At 47.8% G+C, this 21,698-nt stretch carries 20 protein-coding genes and 1 pseudogene; all 21 read left to right on the forward strand.

What is annotated here, in order from left to right; genetic code table 11:
• Positions 1-7: 7 nt before the first annotated feature.
• Positions 8-1,399 (forward strand): RsmF rRNA methyltransferase first C-terminal domain-containing protein, encoded by a 1,392-nt coding sequence (locus I2H87_RS09675; protein ID WP_022151970.1) that lies wholly within the window; start codon positions 8-10, stop codon positions 1,397-1,399.
• Positions 1,400-1,434: 35 nt separating this feature from the next.
• Positions 1,435-2,154, forward strand: coding sequence for a pseudouridine synthase (locus I2H87_RS09680; protein WP_117549570.1), 720 nt, complete (start codon positions 1,435-1,437; stop codon positions 2,152-2,154).
• Between the two features lie 14 nt (positions 2,155-2,168).
• Positions 2,169-4,193 carry a YgiQ family radical SAM protein gene (locus I2H87_RS09685; protein WP_195609827.1) on the forward strand — a complete coding sequence of 675 codons (2,025 nt, stop codon included), beginning with the start codon at positions 2,169-2,171 and terminating at the stop codon, positions 4,191-4,193.
• Complete coding sequence (locus I2H87_RS09690) at positions 4,190-4,951, forward strand: SDR family NAD(P)-dependent oxidoreductase (RefSeq protein ID WP_117549574.1); 762 nt, start codon at positions 4,190-4,192, stop codon at positions 4,949-4,951. Before I2H87_RS09685 ends, I2H87_RS09690 begins: the two co-directional genes overlap by 4 nt.
• A gap of 21 nt (positions 4,952-4,972) precedes the next feature.
• Positions 4,973-5,551 (forward strand): hypothetical protein, encoded by a 579-nt coding sequence (locus tag I2H87_RS09695; RefSeq protein WP_054704240.1) that lies wholly within the window; start codon positions 4,973-4,975, stop codon positions 5,549-5,551.
• A gap of 56 nt (positions 5,552-5,607) precedes the next feature.
• On the forward strand, positions 5,608-6,642 hold the full coding sequence (locus tag I2H87_RS09700) for an RluA family pseudouridine synthase (RefSeq protein ID WP_195609828.1): 1,035 nt from the start codon (positions 5,608-5,610) through the stop codon (positions 6,640-6,642).
• A gap of 17 nt (positions 6,643-6,659) precedes the next feature.
• Positions 6,660-7,211: a Holliday junction resolvase RecU gene (locus tag I2H87_RS09705; protein ID WP_009266155.1), complete on the forward strand. Its 552-nt coding sequence runs from the start codon at positions 6,660-6,662 to the stop codon at positions 7,209-7,211.
• 66 nt (positions 7,212-7,277) lie between these two features.
• Positions 7,278-8,546 carry an ATP phosphoribosyltransferase regulatory subunit gene (gene hisZ / locus I2H87_RS09710; RefSeq protein ID WP_009266156.1) on the forward strand — a complete coding sequence of 423 codons (1,269 nt, stop codon included), beginning with the start codon at positions 7,278-7,280 and terminating at the stop codon, positions 8,544-8,546.
• On the forward strand, positions 8,543-9,199 hold the full coding sequence (gene hisG / locus I2H87_RS09715; RefSeq protein ID WP_022151977.1) for an ATP phosphoribosyltransferase: 657 nt from the start codon (positions 8,543-8,545) through the stop codon (positions 9,197-9,199). The genes hisZ and hisG overlap by 4 nt, the downstream gene beginning before the upstream one ends.
• Entirely contained in the window at positions 9,189-10,487 is a 1,299-nt protein-coding gene (hisD, locus tag I2H87_RS09720; RefSeq protein ID WP_117549580.1) for a histidinol dehydrogenase, read from the forward strand. Before hisG ends, hisD begins: the two co-directional genes overlap by 11 nt.
• Before the next feature lie 57 nt (positions 10,488-10,544).
• Positions 10,545-11,135 carry an imidazoleglycerol-phosphate dehydratase HisB gene (gene hisB, locus I2H87_RS09725; protein WP_009266160.1) on the forward strand — a complete coding sequence of 197 codons (591 nt, stop codon included), beginning with the start codon at positions 10,545-10,547 and terminating at the stop codon, positions 11,133-11,135.
• Positions 11,136-11,185: 50 nt separating this feature from the next.
• On the forward strand, positions 11,186-12,469 hold the full coding sequence (hisIE, locus tag I2H87_RS09730) for a bifunctional phosphoribosyl-AMP cyclohydrolase/phosphoribosyl-ATP diphosphatase HisIE (protein ID WP_009266161.1): 1,284 nt from the start codon (positions 11,186-11,188) through the stop codon (positions 12,467-12,469).
• Between the two features lie 381 nt (positions 12,470-12,850).
• Positions 12,851-13,147 (forward strand): hypothetical protein, encoded by a 297-nt coding sequence (locus I2H87_RS09735; protein ID WP_009266163.1) that lies wholly within the window; start codon positions 12,851-12,853, stop codon positions 13,145-13,147.
• A gap of 90 nt (positions 13,148-13,237) precedes the next feature.
• Positions 13,238-13,552, forward strand: a complete 315-nt coding sequence (locus tag I2H87_RS09740; RefSeq protein ID WP_009266164.1) for a hypothetical protein — start codon at positions 13,238-13,240, stop codon at positions 13,550-13,552.
• Between the two features lie 83 nt (positions 13,553-13,635).
• Positions 13,636-14,325, forward strand: a pseudogene (locus I2H87_RS09745) (transglycosylase domain-containing protein); the annotation flags it as partial.
• A 204-nt stretch (positions 14,326-14,529) separates the two neighbouring features.
• Entirely contained in the window at positions 14,530-14,832 is a 303-nt protein-coding gene (locus I2H87_RS09750) for a hypothetical protein (protein WP_009266166.1), read from the forward strand.
• Positions 14,833-15,071: 239 nt separating this feature from the next.
• Positions 15,072-15,149 carry a K(+)-transporting ATPase subunit F gene (gene kdpF, locus I2H87_RS14175; protein ID WP_370571115.1) on the forward strand — a complete coding sequence of 26 codons (78 nt, stop codon included), beginning with the start codon at positions 15,072-15,074 and terminating at the stop codon, positions 15,147-15,149.
• Between the two features lie 36 nt (positions 15,150-15,185).
• Positions 15,186-16,904 (forward strand): potassium-transporting ATPase subunit KdpA, encoded by a 1,719-nt coding sequence (gene kdpA / locus I2H87_RS09760; protein WP_195609830.1) that lies wholly within the window; start codon positions 15,186-15,188, stop codon positions 16,902-16,904.
• 33 nt (positions 16,905-16,937) lie between these two features.
• Positions 16,938-18,992, forward strand: coding sequence for a potassium-transporting ATPase subunit KdpB (gene kdpB, locus I2H87_RS09765; protein ID WP_195609831.1), 2,055 nt, complete (start codon positions 16,938-16,940; stop codon positions 18,990-18,992).
• Positions 18,993-19,004: 12 nt separating this feature from the next.
• On the forward strand, positions 19,005-19,649 hold the full coding sequence (gene kdpC, locus I2H87_RS09770) for a potassium-transporting ATPase subunit KdpC (protein WP_195609832.1): 645 nt from the start codon (positions 19,005-19,007) through the stop codon (positions 19,647-19,649).
• Complete coding sequence (locus tag I2H87_RS09775; protein WP_195609833.1) at positions 19,650-21,647, forward strand: DUF4118 domain-containing protein; 1,998 nt, start codon at positions 19,650-19,652, stop codon at positions 21,645-21,647. It begins immediately after the preceding gene.
• Positions 21,648-21,698: the final 51 nt, after the last annotated feature.

Here is a 21,698-nt window from a genome sequence, read left to right on the forward strand (position 1 = left end):
AAGAGGAATGAATTTACCGATTGCATTTGAAGAAAAAATGAAATCGCTGCTTGGGGAAGAAGAATATAACGCGTATCTGCAGTGTTTTGATGAACCGCGGCACTATGGATTGAGGGTCAACACCCGGAAAATTTCCGTGGAGGATTTCTTGAAGATCGCGCCATGGCCGCTGACACCCGTTCCATGGATCTCCAACGGATTTTACTATGACGGCAGTGTGTACCAGCCGGCAAAACACCCTTATTACTATGCGGGACTGTATTATCTGCAGGAACCGAGCGCTATGACGCCGGCTGACAGGCTTCCGGTCGAACCGGGAGATAAAGTGCTGGATGTCTGTGCGGCTCCGGGCGGAAAAGCGACGGAACTGGGAGCAAAATTAAAAGGCGAGGGTGTGCTTGTCGCCAATGACATCAGCAATTCCAGAGCGCGGGGGCTTTTGAAGAATCTGGAATTGTTCGGTATCGGCAATATGCTTGTGATCAGCGAAGAGCCGGGAAAGCTGATGGAATTTTTTCCCGAATATTTTGACAAGATCCTGATCGATGCGCCGTGTTCCGGAGAGGGAATGTTCCGCAAAGAAAAGAAGATGGTCAAAGCATGGGAAGAGCATGGACCGGCGTTCTTTTCCAGACTCCAGCAGAGCATCATCACACAGGCGGCTTCGATGCTGCGCCCGGGCGGAATGCTTCTGTACTCCACCTGCACGTTCGACCCGCTGGAAAATGAGCGGACGATCGAATATCTTCTTTCCCAACATCCGGAATTTGAGATTTGTGAAATGGACGGTTACGAGGGATTTGAAAAAGGCCGTCCGGAACTGACGGAACAGAAGATCGACGGGATGGAGAAAACGGTCCGCATTTTTCCGCACAAGATGCATGGAGAGGGTCATTACCTTGCACTTTTGAAAAAAGGAAATGTCGCTCCGGGGGAAAGAAAAGAAAAGACCGGAAATAAAAAAGGCGGGAAAAAGATTCCGGAAGATCTGGAAGCATTTTTGAAAGAACTGAATATCGAGCTGGATCCGGCGAGATTCGATCTGCGGGAGGAACGCGTATATTATATGCCGGAAGATCTGCCGGCATTAAAAGGAGTCCGTTTCTTACGTTCCGGACTTTTGCTCGGAGAGTTGAAGAAAAAGCGGTTTGAACCGAGTCAGGCGCTTGCGATGTATCTGAAAAAAGAAAACTATAAAAAGACGCTGGATTTTTCCGTCGATGATGATCGTGTCGTAAAATATTTAAAAGGCGAGACACTGGATGTGGAAGATCTTGTGACGCCGAAAGAAAAAGGCTGGTTTCTTGTCTGTGTGGACGGCTATCCGCTTGGCTTCGGAAAGCTGGCGTCCCAGACATTGAAAAACAAATATCTGCCGGGCTGGAGATGGCAGTCGTAAGGAGCAGAGGACGAAATGGCAGGGAGTAAACCGAAATGAAAATAAGACTGGATAAGTATTTGACGGAAATGAGCGTGGGAAGCCGCAGTGAAGTGAAAAAAGCGATCATAAAAGGATTGACCGAAGTCAACGGCGAGACAGTAAAAAAACCGGAACAGAAAATCGATCTGGCTTTGGATCAGGTTTGCTTTCAGGGACGTCGGATCACTTATGCGGCGATGGAATATTATATGCTGAACAAACCTGCCGGGGTGATCTCGGCAAGCGAAGACCGGCATGAGACGACCGTGGTCGATCTGATCACGGAAAAGAAACGGAAAGATCTGTTCCCTGTCGGACGTCTGGATAAAGATACCGAGGGGCTTTTGCTGATCACAAATGACGGAGAACTGGCACATCGGCTCCTTTCCCCGAAAAAGCATGTGGATAAAGTGTATTATGCAAAAATCGCAGGGAAAGTGACAGAGGAAGACAAAAAAGTATTTGCAGAGGGCGTTGACATCGGGGAAGATAAGCTGACACTTCCGGCTAAACTGCACATCTTAAAAAGCGGGGAAGAATCGGAGATCACGCTGACGATCCGGGAGGGAAAATTCCATCAGGTGAAGCGGATGTTCCATGCGGTCGGAAAAGAGGTTGTCTATCTGAAGCGGCTTCGTATGGGGAGCCTTGTGCTGGATGAAAATTTAAAAACCGGAGAATATCGGGCGCTGACGGACGAGGAACGCCGGACTTTGACCGGAGAGAACGAATAGAAATGGAGAAATGAATGAGTACAGGATTTTTGCCGATCAACAGAAAAGAGATGAAAGAACGGGGATGGGATCAGGTTGATTTTGTCTATGTGATCGGAGACGCTTATGTGGATCATCCGTCCTTTGGACATGCGATCATCAGCCGTGTGCTGGAATCCAGAGGGTATCGGGTTGGGATCATCTCCCAGCCGGATTGGAAGAACAAAGAAAGCATCACGGTGTTTGGAGAGCCACGGCTTGCGTTTCTTGTTTCCGCCGGCAATATGGATTCCATGGTCAATCACTATTCTGTCTCGAAAAAACGCAGGGCGACCGACGCGTATACACCGGGCGGTGTGATGGGAAAGCGTCCGGATTATGCGGCGGTGGTCTATGGAAATCTGATCCGGCAGACATACAAGCAGACGCCGGTCATTCTCGGAGGGATCGAGGCAAGTCTTCGGAGACTTGCGCATTATGACTACTGGTCCGATCGGATAAAACGGTCGATCCTCTTGGATTCCGGTGCAGATATCATTTCTTACGGGATGGGAGAACGTTCGATCGTCGAGATCGCGGAGGCGCTGGATGCGGGGATCGCGGTGGAAGATCTCACCTATCTGGACGGAACGGTCGTAAAGGTGAAAAGTCTCGATTCCGTCTATGATGCAGTGGAACTGCCGTCTTTTGAACAAGTAAAAGAACAGAAAGAAACGTATGCAAGAAGCTTCTATACACAGTATCAGAATACGGATCCGTTTCGCGGACAGCGGCTGGTGGAACCATACAGTCCGCATCTGTATGTCGTGCAGAATCCTCCGGCAAAGCCGTTGTCGACGATGGAGATGGATGATATTTACGCACTTCCTTATATGCGGACATGGCATCCGTCTTATGAGAAAGACGGCGGCGTTCCGGCGGTGGAAGAGATCAAGTTCAGTCTGACGAGCAACCGCGGATGTTTCGGGGGATGCAGTTTTTGTGCCCTGACCTTTCATCAGGGACGGATCGTGCAGACGAGAAGTCACGAATCTCTGGTGGAGGAAGCGGAAGCGTTCACAAAGGATCCGGCATTCAAAGGCTATATCCATGATGTGGGTGGACCGACGGCGAATTTCCGACATCCGTCCTGTGAGAAGCAGTTGAAATCCGGCGTCTGCAAGAACCGCCAGTGTCTGTTTCCGAAGCCTTGCAGCAATCTCAACGCAGATCACAGCGATTATGTCAAACTGCTCCGCAGACTGCGCAGCATCCCGAAAGTGAAAAAAGTATTCATTCGTTCGGGAATCCGTTTTGACTATCTGCTTGCAGAGCAGGGACAGACTTTTTTGAAAGAACTTTGTGAGCATCATGTCAGCGGGCAACTGAAAGTTGCCCCAGAACATGTGTCGGATCCGGTTCTGGAAAAGATGGGAAAACCGAAGAATCAGGTTTACACGCAGTTTGCAAATGCATTTTTTGAGATGAATAAGAAACTCGGGAAAAAGCAGTTTCTTGTGCCGTATCTGATGTCCTCGCATCCGGGCTCCACCTTAAAAGAAGCGGTGGAGCTGGCGGAGTATTGCAGAGATATGGGGTATATGCCGGAGCAGGTGCAGGATTTTTATCCGACGCCGTCCACATTGTCCACATGTATGTACTATACGGAACTGGATCCAAGGACGATGGAGCCGGTCTATGTGCCGAAAAATCCGCATGAGAAAGCAATGCAGAGAGCGCTGATCCAATATCGGAATCCGGCAAATTATGAGCTTGTGAAAGAAGCGCTTATGAAAGCGGGACGGACCGATCTGATCGGTTTCGGAGAAGAATGTCTGATCCGTCCGCGCCAGTTCGCGAAAGAGCGTGCGGCGGCTGCCGGAAAAACCGATCGGAAAACCGCGGCTGCTGGCGGAAAAGCTGAGCGGAGAGGCGAGGCGAAAAAGCCGCAGAGCAGATGGGCTTCGGGAGGTGCTTCCCCGAAAAAAGGCAGAGAGCAAAATCACTCCGGGAACAATCATTCCGACCGAAGAGGCTCCTCCGGAACGCATTCCGGTAAGCGGAAAGGAAGACGATCATGAAGATAGCGATCATAACCGGTGCTTCTTCCGGGATGGGACGGGAATTTGTCAGACAGATCGGATGCTGCGGTCAGCCGCTGGACGAGGTATGGGTCATCGCCAGGCGAAAGGAACGGCTGGAGGCGCTTCGGAAAGAGTCCGGTCTTCCGCTTCGGGTTCTGGAGGGCGATCTTTTAAAAGAAACTGTTTTTGAACAACTGGAAGATCTTTTGAGAGAGAATATGCCGGAAATCCGTATGCTGGTCAATGCGGCCGGATTTGGGAAAAGCGGACGGGCGGATGAGATCTTCACCGAGGATATGAGGATCCAGACGGAGATGATCCGGCTGAACTGCGAAGCGTTGACCCGGATGTGCGGGATCTGCATGCAGTATTTTTCGAAGGGAAGCCGGATCATTAATCTGTCTTCCGCGGCGGCGTTTTGTCCTCAGCCGAAATTTGCGGTTTATGCGGCGACAAAATCTTATGTACTCCGTTTTTCCAGAGCGCTGGGCGCGGAATTAAAATCAAAAGGGATCGTGGTGACGGCGGTTTGTCCGGGACCGGTCGATACCGAATTTTTCCAGGTGTCCGGCGCAATTGAAAATGCCTGGAAAAAACGGATGATGGCGGAAGCGCAAAGCGTCGTGCACCGTGCGCTTCTGGATGCGAAAGCGGGAAAACAGATTTCTGTATATGGTTTTTGGATGAAAGCGGCGCGTGTGGCGTCCAAACTGATCCCGCACAGATGGATCACAGCGTTTGGACAGTGGAATTAGATAGAAAGTGAGCGAGAGCAAATGAAGAAATGTGAAAAGGGAACACCGGGATATCTCGAATATAAAAAGAAAGTGGAGATCATACGGACGGTCGTCTATTTTTTGTTAGTTGCGGCAGTGTATCTGCTTGGCTACAGCCAGACACATACGAATAAAAACCTGCTGACGGTTGTTGCGGTCGTCGGTTGTCTTCCGGCATGTAAGGCGCTGGTCGGCGTGATCACGAGACTTCCGTATCCGTCGATCGATCCGAAACGTGCGGAAGAGGTGCGGGCACTCAGTCCGCATATGACGTCCGTGTTCGATCTGGTTGTGACGAGCCGGGATAAGATCATGCCGATCGATGCGCTCGTGATCTCCGGAAATAAAGTATTCGGACATCTGACCGGGAAAAAAGCGGATCCGCAGTATACGGAGAAGCATATCAGATCCATTCTTCTGGAAAATCATTTTAAAGATGTATCCGTCAAAATGTATCCGGATTATAAGAAATTTTTAAGCCGGATCGAGGGATTGGAAAACATTGCGGCGGTGGAAAAAGAAAACACGGCGGAATATGAAGCGAAGATCCGTCATCTGATTCAGCTGATCTCTTTGTAACAGGTCGCTTGCGGCATGACAAAACGGAGTAAAAGACAGAAACGGAGCAAACATATATGCAGGAAATACATATTTCGGGAAATGAAGCCGGTCAGCGGCTGGATAAACTGCTCGGCAAATTTTTATCCGATGCGCCGAAAAGTTTTCTTTATAAAATGATGCGGAAAAAGAATATCACGCTGAACGGAAAAAAGGCGGAGGGATCGGAAAAGCTGAAAGAGGGAGATTGTGTGAAACTCTTTTTGTCCGATGAGACGATCGCAAAATTTTCTGGCACTGTAAGCGACACCGCAAAAGCGGAGCAGCGTGTACGGCAGGCGGCGTACCGGGAAGTGAAAAAGCAGATGCCGGAAATACTTTATGAAGATGAGAACATCCTTTTATTTAATAAACAGCCGGGGCTGCTCTCGCAGAGAGCAAAACCATCGGATATTTCTGCGGTAGACTGCCTGATCGCATATCTTCTGGAGACAGGGGCGCTGACGCCCGAGATGCTGCGGACGTTTCGACCATCGGTCTGCAACAGACTGGACCGCAACACAAGCGGGATTTTGGCAGCAGGAAAAAGTCTGGCAGGGCTTCAGGAGCTGAGTTTGTTTTTTAAAGAACGCAGCATCGAAAAATATTATCTTTGCCCGGTGATCGGACAGGTGGAACAAGGAGAACGGATTTCCGGATATCTGCAGAAAAACAGCAAGACAAACCGCGTGCAGGTGCAGGAGATTTCCGATGAGAAATCTGCGCGGATCGAAACCGAGTATCATCCGGTGGCGGGGAATGGAAGACTGACGCTTTTGGAAGTACATCTGATCACGGGAAAGACACATCAGATCCGGGCGCATCTGGCAAGCATCGGGCATCCGCTCCTCGGTGATTTTAAATATGGGAACCTCGGCGTCAATGAGAGATATAAAAAACAATATGGCTTGGAAGCGCAGCTGCTCCATGCGTATCGCCTCCGGATGCCGGAGACAGACGGCGTACTGAAAAATATTTCCGGACGGGAATTTCGGGCGTCTCTTCCGGATCTGTTTGCGCGGATCTGCCAGGAAGAACAGCTGGCGCTTTCGGGGGTAATGGAAACGAGATAAAAAGGAGAGACGGACTGGTGGGAACATGGAATTCAAGAGGACTTCGGGGGTCGACACTGGAAGATCTGATCAACCGGACGAATGAGCGGTATGATGAACTGGATCTGGCTTTGATCCAGAAAATCCCGACGCCGATCACGCCGGTGCAGATCGATAAGGAACGGCGTCATATCACACTGGCATATTTTGACAAGATCAGTACGGTGGATTACATTGGATCTGTGCAGGGGATTCCGGTCTGTTTTGATGCAAAGGAATGCAGTGCGGATACATTTCCGCTTCAAAATATCCATGAACATCAGATGCGGTTTATGGAAAAATATGAAAAACAGGGCGGAGTTTCTTTTCTCGTCATTTATTACAGTGCAAGGAATATTCTTTATTATATGCGTTTTCGTGAAATCGTCCGTTTTTGGGAGCGGAGAGAGCAGGGCGGCAGGAAGAGTTTCCGGTTGGAAGAACTGGACGAGCGGTATTTTATGCATCTGAAAAACAACTGTTTTGTGCCGTATCTCGATTTTATCCAGAAAGATCTGGATGAGCGGGAAGAACTCGGGATTGACATTTAGTCGGAAAATTCGTATAATGACTAAAGATTTTAACGTAGTAGCAGAGTAAAGCGCGGAGGTGTTGAGATGGAACAAAAATTACATACGCCGGAGGGTGTAAGAGATATTTACAGTACAGAGTGCCGGAAGAAGCTGACGATTCAGGAGAAACTTCATCATTTGCTGCATTTGTACGGATATCAGGACATCCAGACGCCAACATTTGAATATTTTGATGTGTTCCGCGACGAGATCGGAACGATCTCGTCACGGGAACTGTATAAGTTCTTTGACCGGGACGGCGATACGCTGGCGCTCCGCCCGGACATCACGCCGTCGATCGCGCGTGCGGCGGCAACCTTATTTGAAGAAGAGGAATTTCCGGCAAGACTTTGTTATATCGGGAATACATTTATCAATCATTCCAGTTATCAGGGACGCCTGAAAGAGAATACACAGCTTGGGGCGGAATTGATCGGGGAAGATTCGGTGGAAGCAGACGCGGAACTGATCGCAATGGTCGTGGACAGTTTGAAAAAAGTGGGATTAAAGGAATTTCAGGTCAATATCGGTCATGTGGATTTTCTACACACTTTGATGGATCTGACCGGATTAAATGAAGAGAAAAAAGCGGAAGTCTATGCGCTGACTGCAAACCGGAATTATTTTGGCGTGGAAGAGATCCTGATCCGGGAAAATGTCGAGATGTCTGTGGTGGAGATGTTCCGGATCCTGCCGGAACTGACCGGCGGAACGGAAGCGCTTGTGCGCGCCGCCAAACTGGTGCCGGGAGAAACAGCAAAACGGGCGATCGTACGGCTTCTGAAGATTTATCAGATATTGGAACTGTACGGGGCGGAAGCGTATGTGACCTTTGATCTGAGTATGAGTGGAAGTTACGGCTATTACAGCGGGATCGTATTCCGCGCATATACATATGGAACCGGAGATGCGATCGTAAGAGGCGGACGCTACGATCATTTGATCGCCAAATTTGGGAAAAATACGCCGTCCATCGGATTTGCCGTCATCATCGATGAACTGCTCAGTGCGCTTGGCAGACAGAAGATCGAGATCGAGACCGGACATTGTAATCTGATCGTGTATACAGACGCGACATTGAACTGGGCTGTGTCTCTTGCCTGCGATCTGCGTGAAAAAGGAAAATGTATCGAACTTTTGAAACGGGAACCGTGGCAGGAACGGGCAGTGTATGAGGAATACGGAAAACGCAGAGGTACGGACAGTCTGACCTATTTAAAGGATGACAGAAGTATGGAAATGGTGAATTTAAAAACCGGAGAGACACGGGTCATCCGTTCGGAATCGGACACAGGATCGGAGGAAACAAGATGAGATATCTGACATTTGCATTGACAAAAGGACGGCTTGCGAGTAAAACATTGGAGCTCTTGGAACGGCTCGGGATCACCTGCGATGAGATGAAAGATAAGGATTCCCGGAAACTGATCTTTGTCAACGAGGAACTGAAGCTGAAATTTTTTCTGGCGAAAGGACCGGATGTGCCGACGTATGTGGAATACGGTGCGGCGGATATTGGTGTTGTAGGTCGGGATACGATCGTGGAAGAGGGAAGAAAAGTTCACGAGGTGCTGGATCTTGGATTCGGGAAATGCCGGATGTGCGTCTGCGGACAGGAGGAAGCGGGAGAACTTCTGAAACATCACGAGCTGATCCGTGTTGCGACAAAATATCCGAATATTGCAAAAGATTATTTTTATAATAAAAAACATCAGACTGTGGAGATCATCAAAATGAACGGCTCGATCGAACTGGCGCCGATCGTGGGATTGTCAGAGGTGATCGTGGATATCGTGGAGACCGGTTCCACTTTGAAAGAGAACGGTCTTGTTGTGCTGGAGGAAGTGTGTCCGCTGTCGGCACGGATGATCGTAAATCCGGTCAGTATGCGGATGGAGAATGAGAGGATCAAAGAACTGATTACGAACCTGCGTAATCTGGTACAGGAGGAAAGCCATGCGGATTGAACGACTGAATGAAACGACAAAGAAAACACTGCTGGAGGATCTTCTGAAACGGAGTCCGAACCAGTACGGCGCGTACGAAGCGGATGTAAAGAAAATCCTTGACGAGGTGAAAGAGAAAAAAGATGAGGCGGTATTTTCCTACACGAAGCAATTCGACAAAGCGGACATCGACGCGTCGAATATCCGGGTAACGGAAGCGGAGATCGCGGAAGCATATGAACTTGTGGATGCGGAATTATTACGCATTATCCGCAGAGCCTTGAAAAATATCGAGGCTTACCATGCAAAGCAAATGCAGTACAGTTGGTTTGACAGTAAACCGGACGGCACGATGCTGGGACAGAAAGTGACTCCGCTTCAGAGAGTTGGCGTCTATGTGCCGGGCGGAAAGGCCGTCTATCCGTCTTCGGTCCTGATGAACATCATGCCGGCAAAGGTGGCGGGTGTGGAGGAGATCATCATGGTGACACCGCCGGGAAGAGATGGAAAAGTCAATCCTACCACTCTGGTCGCGGCGAAAGAAGCCGGCGCAGACCAGGTTTATAAAGTAGGCGGCGCACAGGCGATCGCGGCGCTGGCGTATGGAACGGAAAGCATTCCGAAAGCGGACAAGATCGTAGGACCGGGAAATATTTATGTGGCGCTTGCCAAAAAAGCGGTGTACGGACATGTCAGCATCGATTCCATTGCCGGACCGAGCGAGATCCTTGTGCTGGCTGATGAGGGGGCAAATCCGCGGTATGTGGCGGCGGATCTGTTGTCGCAGGCGGAACACGATGAACTGGCGTCGGCGATCCTTGTGACGACCAGCATGGAATTGGCTGAGAAAGTGTCCGAGCAGACGGATCTGTTTATCCGGGAATTATCGAGAGGAGAGATCATCCGGAAATCACTGGACAATTACGGGCATATTCTTGTGGCAGATACGATGGAGAATGCGATCGACGCGGCAAATGAGATCGCGTCGGAACATTTGGAGATCATGACGGCGGATCCGTATCAGGTGATGACGAAGATCCGGAATGCGGGCGCGATATTCATCGGAGAATACAGCAGCGAACCGCTGGGCGATTATTTTGCGGGACCAAACCATATTCTCCCGACAAATGGAACAGCGAAATTCTTTTCTCCGCTGTCCGTGGATGATTTCCTAAAAAAATCCAGTATCATCGCCTACTCATACGATGCATTGAAAGAAATCCATACGGATATTGAGAAATTTGCGGAGGCGGAACAACTGACGGCCCATGCCAATTCGATCAAAGTCCGATTTGAAGAGGAATCATAGAGAAAATCGATGAAATAGTATTGTTCAATATTGAAAAGTGAAAAGGAGGCGATGCGGATGCAGAATCGGATCGGAAGCTGTGTGCGGAATACGAAAGAGACGCAGATTGAACTGGAGATCAATCTGGATGGAAGCGGCGAGGCGGCGGTCGATACCGGAATCCCGTTTTTTGATCATATGCTGAATGGATTTGCGAGACATGGATTGTTTGATCTGCGTGTGAGAGTGAAAGGTGACCTGGAGGTGGACTGCCATCACACGGTGGAAGACACCGGGATCGTGCTCGGAGAAGCGATCGCACAGGCACTTGGAGATAAAGCGGGAATCAAACGATACGGAAGTTTCCTGCTGCCGATGGATGAGACGCTGGCGCTCTGCGCGATCGATCTTTCCGGACGTCCTTATCTGAATTATGACGTATGTTTTACAACGGAACAGATCGGGACTCTGGATACCGAGATGATACGGGAGTTTTTCTATGCGGTATCGTACAGTGCGGCGATGAACCTGCATCTAAAGATATTAGACGGGATCAACAATCATCATATGGCGGAGGCGCTGTTCAAAGCATTCGGAAAGGCATTGGATGCCGCAACGATGGAGGAACCTCGTTTGAGCGGCGTATGGTCTACGAAAGGGACACTTTAGAAGAAGCGTAATTTGTCTGGATAAAAGAAACAAAGAGAGAAGGGCAGAAAATGAGTTATAAAAGACTGACACCCTGTATTCTGATCGATCGTGGAAAAGCGGTGAAATGGTTTGACGACAGGAGTGTGATAGCAAGAGACGTAGTGGCGCTCGCAAAACATTATGCCGAGCGCGGGGCGGACGAACTGATCGTGTTCGACCTGTCCACATCGGATGAAGATCATGAAGAGGCGATCGATCTGATGCGGAAGATCAACCGGTTTATCAGTATTCCTATGGTTGCAGGCGGGAATATCCGCAGAGAAGAAGATGTGAAGAAATACTTGTATGCCGGAGCAAAACGGGCAATTTTGAATTTCTCGAAAATTGCAGCTCAGGAGATGCTCGAATCGGTATCGAAACGATTCGGAAAAGAACGGATCGCTGTATCTTTGAATGATTTTGACGCATTGTTCAAACAACAGCATTTGATCGAGGAATATGCATCGGAGCTGATCTTTATGCATCGTCTGGATCTGGATTCGGTGATGAACATCACATCGATCCCCTGTGTGGTCGTGACAGATACGATGGAGCAGGATGAGATACTTAAAATTTTGAAATCCAGCGGCGTCAAAGGCGTATCGGGACGATTTATCAGTCAGGAAGATATGGATTTTGACGGGTTTAAGGAAATCTGCGTGCAGGAAGGCATTAAAATGACGTCTTTTGAGAGTATTCTGGAATTTTCAGAACTGAAACTGAATCCATCCGGACTGATTCCGGTGATCGTGCAGGATTATAAGACAAATGAAGTGCTGATGCTGGCGTATATGAATAAAGAAGCGTTCAATCACACTGTGAAATCCGGGCGGATGACCTATTACAGCCGAAGTAGAAAAGAACTCTGGATCAAAGGCGAGACGTCCGGTCATTATCAGTATTTAAAATCACTGACGGTAGACTGTGATAAAGATACGCTGCTGGCGAAAGTGGAACAGATCGGGGCTGCCTGTCATACCGGAAGCAGATCCTGTTTCTTCCAGCAGATCGTCGGTAATGATTATGACACGACCAATCCGCTTCAGGTGTTTGAATCGGTTTACGGCACGATCATGAACCGAAAAGAAAATCCGAAAGAAGGATCCTATACAAATTATCTGTTTGATAAAGGAATTGACAAGATTTTAAAGAAAGTAGGAGAAGAGGCGACGGAAATTGTGATCGCCGCAAAGAATCCGAATCCGGAAGAAATTAAATATGAAATTTCCGATTTCCTGTATCATGTCATGGTGTTGATGGTAGAACGGGGAATCACATGGGAAGATATTACAAGAGAACTGGCAGAACGATGACAGGAATTCCGTTTTGGATGTACAGCGATTGCGGATAACGCAGAGAATCGCTTTATATGGAAGAATTCATTTGTATTGAAAGTGTTCGCTTTGGGTAAGGTTCTATCCAAAAGAAATTGGACATAGGATATGGCAAAAAGAGCTGTATTCTGTGTCCTTTTTGTTATTGAAGTATATGGGGAAAAAGCCCGACAGATTGTTTTGGATCGGATCGACTCTGAGACTTATTTTTTTTGAAAGAATTCTGCTGTCGAAAACAGGATTTGTGTTTCAGACTTCTTAGATTCATTAAAAAACAGAGTGTGATCTAATTAAAACAGAGCACAGTCTATTTTGAAAACATTAAAAACAGAGTACACTCTACAAAAATGGAGAATCTATATGAATGAAACAGAAGAACGTAGAAAAGAGTTGTTGAGGCAGGCAAGACAAATGTACGATGAAGATCGTTTTATTCCTGCTGTACATCCAAGATACCGTAATCTATATCAGGATCTTTACGAACCGGACGAGAAGCAGGTTCCTAATTCTTCTTTTTCGTTTCGGATCGCTGTATGTATCGTGTTATTTGCATGCTATGTATGGATGGATTATTCGGAAGTGCCGGTTGCTAATGTGAGCAGTGACCAGATTGTTACCCAGATAGAAAAACAGACAGAAATTCTTACAAAAAAGTAAGGAAAGTGTCAGTCTATGGTAAGAGCAGAAAATCCATCCTGTGCTAGAATAAGATCAAACGATAAGAAGTACAAAAAGGAGGAAGAAGAAATGACAGAACATGAATATACGGATACATATTATTATAAGAAAGTAGAAAAGGAAAGGCAGAGCAAGCAAAAACAGGACGGTATGAAAAAAAGTCTTTATAGGATCGTGTCGGTTTTGGTTGCGGTGATCGGAAGTATTTGCTTTTTGCTGGCAGCGCTCTTGTATTTATTTTCGAATATTATCGATATGATAGCGTCGGTGTACAGGTGGATTTCCTCTTGTATACTGACTCTGCAAAATACAGTTTCAAAAAAGGATCGTTCCAACAAGAAGACAGCGTCAACATGCGAGGAGACAAATCTTAAGATTTCTTAAGAGAAATATAAGAAGAAAAACAGGAAAGTAACCACAGGGATGTGGTATATTGGAAGCAGGCAGAATACAAAAGAGGGAGTAAGATGAGAACAATCAAGAAAATAATCAAAAAAACGATCGGTGTTTTGTTTTTGGTACTCCTGATCATTGGCGGTGTGATCGGATATAAAGGATACGAGCGATATAAAGAGGTGCTGGAGAAAGTACCGCTGCAGGAAAAAATAGCGGAGATCCGGCAGAAGCCCTCTTATACGGAAATAGAAGATCTGCCGCAGATTTATCTCGATGCGGTCGTGGCTGTGGAAGACAAAAGGTTTTACCATCATCCGGGCATCGATCCGATTTCTATCGCGCGGGCGGTCCGGAATGATATTCGGGCGCGTGCGCTGATCGAAGGCGGGAGTACGATCACACAGCAGCTGGCAAAGAATCTGTACTTTGGGCAGGAACAAAGTCTGAACCGGAAAGTAGCTGAGGGGATGCTGGCTTTTAAGCTGGAATGGAATTATACAAAAGAAGAGATTCTGGAATTATATGTGAACAGCATTTATTTCGGAGACGGGTATTACTGTGTGGAGGAAGCAAGCTACGGTTATTTCGGAAAACCGCCGTCGGAAATGACCGCTTACGAGAGCACGATGCTCGCAGGAATCCCGAACGCACCGTCCGCCTATGCGCCGACGGTCAGTATGGAATTGGCGGAGGAACGGCAGAAAAAAGTATTGGAGAGCATGGTAAGAGAAAAATATCTGACAGAGGAAGAGGCTTTGGAGATTCAAAACTCCAAGGTCTCTTTTTGTATAGACGACGAGCCAAAGTCCGGGCTTGCCCGAGACCTTGGCGACTGCTTACAATCCCGGAATGTGCCTTTTGGCACTTCCGGTGTTTATACCTTTTTAATGGCAGTACAAGATGGCTTAATACCGATTTTATAAGAGATTCATTATAATAAGGCTGTAAGTAAGGAGGGAACAACAATGAGTGAGCGATTGGAAGATAAATGCAGGGAATTAATTGAAAAAAAGGAATATGAGACATGTGAGAAAGAGATCGCAGACGCGATGGTCACAATGCCGCATTCGGCAGTCCCTCACAATCTGATGGGGATTCTTCTGGAAAAAGAGCACAATCACATTCTGGCGATGAAACATTTCCGGGCGGCATACGGTCTGGATCCGGCGTATGTTCCGGCAAGATACAATATGGATCAGTTCGGCACGATCCGGCTTCGGGAGGGAAAACTCCGGTATGCATACAGCGAGGCGGACTGCCGTATATAACGCTCCGTGTGAAATCTTAATGGGTTTTTAATAAAAGCGCAGGATGACTTAACACCGATTTTATAGAAGATTTCTTATAATAAGTCGATGAGAAGAAAAGGAGGAAGAGTTCAATGATGGATTTGGTTATGATTGCAGTCCTGGCAGGAAGTTTCTTTTTGGTGAAGTTGTTCGCGGATTTTTGCGAATCTCAGGTAAATCCGAAAGAAGAATAAGCAAAGGAGGAAGTAATGATGGATATGGTTATTCTTGGAATTATAATTTTGCTTCTGGGCGGGTATCTGGTATATGCGTTGGTACATCCCGAAAAATTATAAAATTAAAGGTGAAAGGAAGCAACAGGAGGAAGAGACATGTTACAAATTATTTTAACGTTGGCAATATTTCTCATACTGGTCATACCGATGGGAAAATATATGTATCATATTGCTACGGAACAAAAAACATTTGCAGATAAAGTATTTGATTCGGTTGACCGGCTGATCTATAAAGTCTGCGGCATCAAAGGGGAGAACATGGGATGGAAAACCTATGCGCTCACACTTTTGACTGCCAATGCAGTGATGGTATTTGTGGGGTATCTGATCTTAAGACTTCAGAATTTCCTGTTTTTGAATCCCAACGGGATCGATGGAATGGAAGCATCCCTTTCCTTTAATACAGTGATCAGTTTTATGACGAACACAAACTTACAGCATTATTCCGGTGAGAGCGGACTGGCTTATGTGAGTCAGATGTGCGTGATCATCTTTATGATGTTCACATCGGCTGCCAGCGGATATGCGGCATGTATGGCTTTTTGTCGGGGACTTTCCGGAAGAAAGGTGGGAAACTTTTATCGGGATATGGTACGGATCACAACGCGTATCCTGATCCCGGTTTCCTTTATTGTTGCGTTGATCCTTGTAAGCCAGGGAACGCCGCAGACATTGATCGGAAATCTGACGGTGGAGACGGTTGAGGGAAAACTGCAGGATCTGGCAATGGGACCGGTCGCTGCACTGGAAGCGATCAAGCATCTGGGAACAAACGGAGGAGGATTCTTTGGAGCAAACTCTGCCACACCGTTTGAGAATCCGACTGTGATCTCCAATATCGTGGAGATGATCTCAATGATGATCCTGCCGGGAGCGTGTGTTGTGACTTTCGGACATATGCTTGCAGAGAAAAGAAGAGAACTAAAAGAAGCACGGATTGAGAAAAAGAAAATCTGGATGGGACGCCAGGGCGCTGTGATCTTTGGCGCGATGGCAATCTTGTTTGCAGTCGGACTTCTGATCTGTTATAACGCAGAAATGACTGGAAATCCGATCATCAGGGAAATGGGCATCGATCAGAGCGCCGGAAGCATGGAGGGAAAAGAAGTGCGGTTCGGCGTCGCACAGTCGTCGCTCTTTACGACGGTGACAACATCGTTTACGACCGGTACGGTCAACAATATGCACGATACGCTGACGCCGCTCGGAGGAATGGTTCCGATGTTACATATGATGCTGAACTGCGTGTTCGGAGGAAAAGGCGTCGGACTTATGAATATGGTCATGTATGTGATCCTTGCGGTATTTATCTGTGGTCTGATGGTCGGACGTACGCCGGAATATTTGAATAAGAAAATTGAGGGAAAAGAGATGAAGCTTGTTGCGATCGTCATTTTGATCCATCCGCTTTTGATCCTCGGATTTTCCGGACTGGCAGTTTCTCTTCAGGCAGGGCTGGATGGAATTACGAATCCGTCGTTTCACGGACTCAGTCAGGTGTTGTATGAATACGCATCCTCGGCAGCAAACAATGGTTCCGGATTTGAGGGGCTGGCAGACAACAGTGTGTTCTGGAATGTGACGACGGGGCTGGCAATGTTCTTCGGAAGATATATCGCGATCGTCGCGCAGCTTGCGATCGCCGGTTCTCTGCTGGCAAAGAAGAAAGTGAATGAGACGATCGGAACATTGCGGACAGATAATGTAACATTTATGATCATCCTTGTATTTATCGTATACATTTTTGCAGCGCTGACATTTTTCCCGGCACTTGCGCTTGGACCGATCGGCGAACATCTGTCGCTGTGGATGTAAGAGCAGGTAAATGGAAAGGAAGGAGTATACATCATGGAAAAAACAGAACGGACAAAATTTATTACACAGGATATTTTGAAATCTTCCGTTATCGGATCTTTTCAAAAACTGGATCCGAGATATATGGTGAAAAATCCGGTAATGTTCGTCGTAGAGATTGGATTTTTTATTACGTTGATCCTGACGGTTTTCCCTACATTGTTCGGAGGAAGTGAAAATTACAGAATATACAACGGGATCGTTACTGCGGTGTTGTTTGTGACGGTATTGTTTGCGAACTTTGCAGAATCTGTTGCGGAGGGACGTGGAAAAGCACAGGCGGCGTCTCTGAAAAAGACGAAGAAAGATACAAAGGCGAGGATACTTCTGGCAGACGGAGAAGAGAAGATGATCAATGCTTCGGAACTGAAAAAGGGAGATGTCGTCCTTGTAAAGATGGATGAGGTGATCCCCAACGACGGAGAAGTGATCGAGGGAATCGCTTCGGTGGACGAATCTGCGATCACGGGAGAGTCCGCGCCGGTTACAAGAGAATCCGGAGGAGATTTTTCGTCTGTAACCGGCGGGACAACGGTTGTATCCGACTGGCTGAAGATCCGGATCGTGGCGGAGCCGGGAAAATCATTCCTGGATAAAATGATCGCCCTTGTGGAGGGCGCATCCAGACAGAAGACGCCAAATGAGATCGCGCTTAATACCTTGTTGATCGTACTGACACTGATCTTTCTGATCGTTGTTGTGACCTTGTATCCGTTTGCACATTATCTGGGTGCGGATATCCCGATTTCCTGGGCGATCGCCCTGATGGTCTGCCTGATCCCGACGACGATCGGCGGTCTGCTTTCCGCGATCGGTATCGCAGGAATGGATCGTGTGACCCGGTTTAATGTCATCGCAATGTCCGGAAAGGCTGTGGAAGCATGCGGCGACGTGGATACGATGATTCTGGATAAAACCGGAACGATCACATTCGGAAATCGTCTGGCGGCAGATTTTTATCCGGTGGCAGGCGTGGAAAAAGAAGACTTGATTTATTACAGCGTACTCTCTTCTTTGCTGGACGGAACGCCCGAGGGAAAATCAACGGTAGAACTCGGAGAAAAAATGGGATGCCGGGTCGACCGGAAGCTGCTTGGTGAGATGGAGTTTGTAGAATTTACCGCACAGACAAAGATGAGCGGCGCAGATCTGAAAGACGGAACGATCATCCGAAAAGGCGCGGGAGAAGCGATCAAGACATTTGTAAAAGAAGCAGGCGGTACGATCCCACAGGATCTTGAAAAGATCGTGACGGAAGTTTCCAATTTAGGCGGAACACCGCTTGTCGTATGCGCGGATAAGAAGATCTACGGTGTGATCTATCTGAAAGATACGGTAAAACCGGGACTTGTAGAGCGGTTCGCCCGTCTGCGGGAGATTGGGATCAAGACGATCATGTGTACCGGGGATAATCCACTGACCGCCGCAACGATCGCAAAAGAAGCCGGCGTGGATGGATTTATCGCAGAGTGTAAACCGGAAGACAAGATCGAAGCGATCAAGAAAGAACAGGCGGAGGGCAAACTGGTCGCCATGACCGGAGACGGAACGAACGATGCGCCGGCACTTGCACAGGCGGATGTCGGACTGGCGATGAATTCCGGCACACAGGCGGCAAAAGAAGCGGCAAATATGGTGGATCTGGATTCGGATCCGACAAAAGTACTGGAAGTCGTAGAGATCGGAAAACAGCTTTTGATCACAAGAGGTTCCTTGACAACATTTAGTATCGCCAATGACATTGCAAAATATTTTGCGATCATTCCGGCAATGTTCACGATCGTGCTCCCGCAGATGCAGATCCTGAACATCATGCATCTGGCAACGCCGGCAAGCGCGATCCTCTCAGCATTGATCTTCAATGCGATCATCATTCCGAGTCTGATCCCGATCGCGATGAAAGGGGTCAAGTATAAACCGATGAAAGCGGAGAAGCTGCTCTTAAGAAATATGGGAATTTACGGAGTCGGCGGGATCATTGTACCGTTTGTCGGAATCAAACTGATCGATCTGATCATTGCTCCGTTGTTGCATGTACTTGGAATTTAGGAGGGATCTGAAATGAAAAAACTAGGAAAGTCAATCGGAAAAGCATTTGTATTCTGTGCAGTCATGATGCTGCTTTGCTCGTTTGCATACCCGCTGGCGCTGACCGGCATCAGTCAGGTGGCAATGAAAGAGAAAGCGAACGGAAATCTGATCGATAAAAACGGAAATTCGACTGCGGATCCGGAGGAAGCCGTCGGTTCCGCTTTAGTCGGTCAGAATTTCACCGAGGATTATTTTTTCAAAGGCAGGGTTTCTTCGGTCAATTATAATACTTATACCGAAGATCAGAAAGAAAACGGGGAATATGCGGGCGTATCATCCGGAAGTTATAACTACGGCAACTCGAATCCGGAATTGAAAGAACGGATTGAGAAAGATCTGGATGAATTTCTTGCCACGCATCCGGGTGTGAAAAAAGAAGACGTTCCGTCGGATCTTCTGACGGCGTCCGGATCCGGTCTGGATCCGCATATCAGCCCGGAAGCGGCGGAAGTGCAGGTCAAAGCGGTGGCGGAACATTCCGGATTGTCGGAAGAGACCGTGCGGGAAATCGTAAAGGAGAATACCGAAGAAAAAGTGCTTGGCATTTACGGAGAAGCGCGTGTCAATGTTTTGAAATGCAACCTTGGAATTGCAGAAAAGATGGGATTGATCTAAATGGAAGACGGAAGACCGAATTCGGAAGTGCTTTTAAAAAGATTACAATATGAAGAAGAAATGAAACGCAGAAAGAGCCGGGGAAAATTAAAAATTTTTCTCGGCTATGCTGCCGGAAGCGGGAAAACATATACAATGCTGGAGGCGGCGCATGATGCGAAAACACATGGCGTGGATGTGGTGGCAGGATATATCGAGCCACATGACCGTCCGGACACGATGAAACTGGCGCAGGGGCTGGAGACGCTTCCCTATCTGCAGATCGACTATAAAGGGGTGAAACTGCGGGAATTTGATCTGGATGCCGCTCTGATCCGGCGTCCGCAGCTGATCATTGTAGATGAACTGGCACATACCAACGCGCATGGATGCAGAAATGAGAAGCGGTATCAGGATGTACAGGAATTATTAAGAGCCGGGATCAATGTTTATACGACGATCAATATCCAGCATCTGGAGAGCTTAAATGATGTGGTGGAAAATATCACACGGATCCGGGTACGCGAGCGGATCCCGGATTCCGTGTTTGATCATGCCGATCAGGTGGAAGTGATCGACATCGAACCAGAGGACTTGATCGACCGGATGAAAGAGGGAAAGATTTATAAAAAAACGCAGGCGATGCGGGCGCTGGATCATTTTTTTCGCAGGGAAAAACTGGCTGCACTGCGGGAGATCACGCTTCGGCGTATGGCAGAACGGGTAAAACATATTGCGGAAGAAGAACGGTCTGTACAAGGCGAACTGGATTATCATACGGGCGAGCATATCCTTGTCTGTATTTCAGCGGCACAGTCCAATGCGAAAGTGATCCGTGCGGCGGCGAGATTGGCGTATGCATTCCGCTGCCAGTTTACCGGATTGTATGTGGAAACGTCGGCGATGCAGGAGGCAGATGTCCAGACAAAAGAAAAACTGAGGCAGCATATAGAGCTTGCGAAGACGCTGGGAGCAAAGATCGTGACGGTATTCGGAGAAGATGTGGGCAGGCAGATCGCAGAATATGCACTCGTCGGCAACGTCTCCAAAGTTGTGATCGGCAGAACGAACCACCGTTTTTTTCTGGAACGTCCCGGTTCGGAAATTCTGGAAAAATTAAGTGTTCTTGCGCCGAATACGGATGTGTATGTGATCCCGGATATGAAAGCGGAGCAGCGTACAACGAAAAAAGTGATGTTTTGCAAACCAAAAAACGGATGGAAAACGGTGCTGTTGGATCTGGCGGGGATCACCGCAGTGATGGCAGTGACGACAGTGGCGGCACATGGGATGCAGATGTGGAATTTATCGGAATCCAACATCATCATGATTTACATTTTAGGAGTCCTGCTGTCCTCTTATATCGCGGACAACCGGTTATATGCCCTGTATTCTTCCCTGCTCGGCGTGCTGTCATTTAACTTTTTTTTCACCGAACCGTATTTGTCGTTGAAAGCTTATGACCGAGGGTATCCGGCAACGTTCCTTATGTTGTTCATCGTCGGTTTATTTACGGCAAATATGACGCGGAAACTGAAAGTGCAAAATAAAGAGAACGCAAAGAAAGCATATCGGACAGAGATCCTGTTGGAAAACAGTCAAAAATTAAGGCGCTGTAAATCCGAGGCGGAGGTTTGGGAACAAGTCGCGTCACAGTCCGAGAGGCTTCTGGATCTTTCCGTGATCGTCTACCCGATCGCAAAGAACGGACTTCCGCAAAAACCATTGCTTTTTCCGAGACAGGGGGCAGAGAAGAAAGACTTGCTGCAATATGTAAATCCGCAGGAAAAAGCGGTGGTACAGTGGGTGATCGCCAATCGGCACCGTGCCGGAGCATGTACGCACACGCTCCCGACGGCAAAGGCGATGTATCTGCCGATCCAGGATGAAGAGGAAGTCAAAGGAGTAATGGGAGTGGTGCTGGAAGAGCGTCGGGAGATCCAGGAGTTCAAATATGGACTTTTGATCGCCATGCTCAATGAGACTGGAGTAAAATTACAGGATAAATTTCTGGATTGAGTTCTTTATACAATCTTAATACGAACAGACTGGTTCTTATCTGATATTAAT

This window comes from Mediterraneibacter glycyrrhizinilyticus (assembly GCF_015560805.1).
GTDB classification, from domain to species: domain Bacteria; phylum Bacillota; class Clostridia; order Lachnospirales; family Lachnospiraceae; genus Schaedlerella; species Schaedlerella glycyrrhizinilytica_A.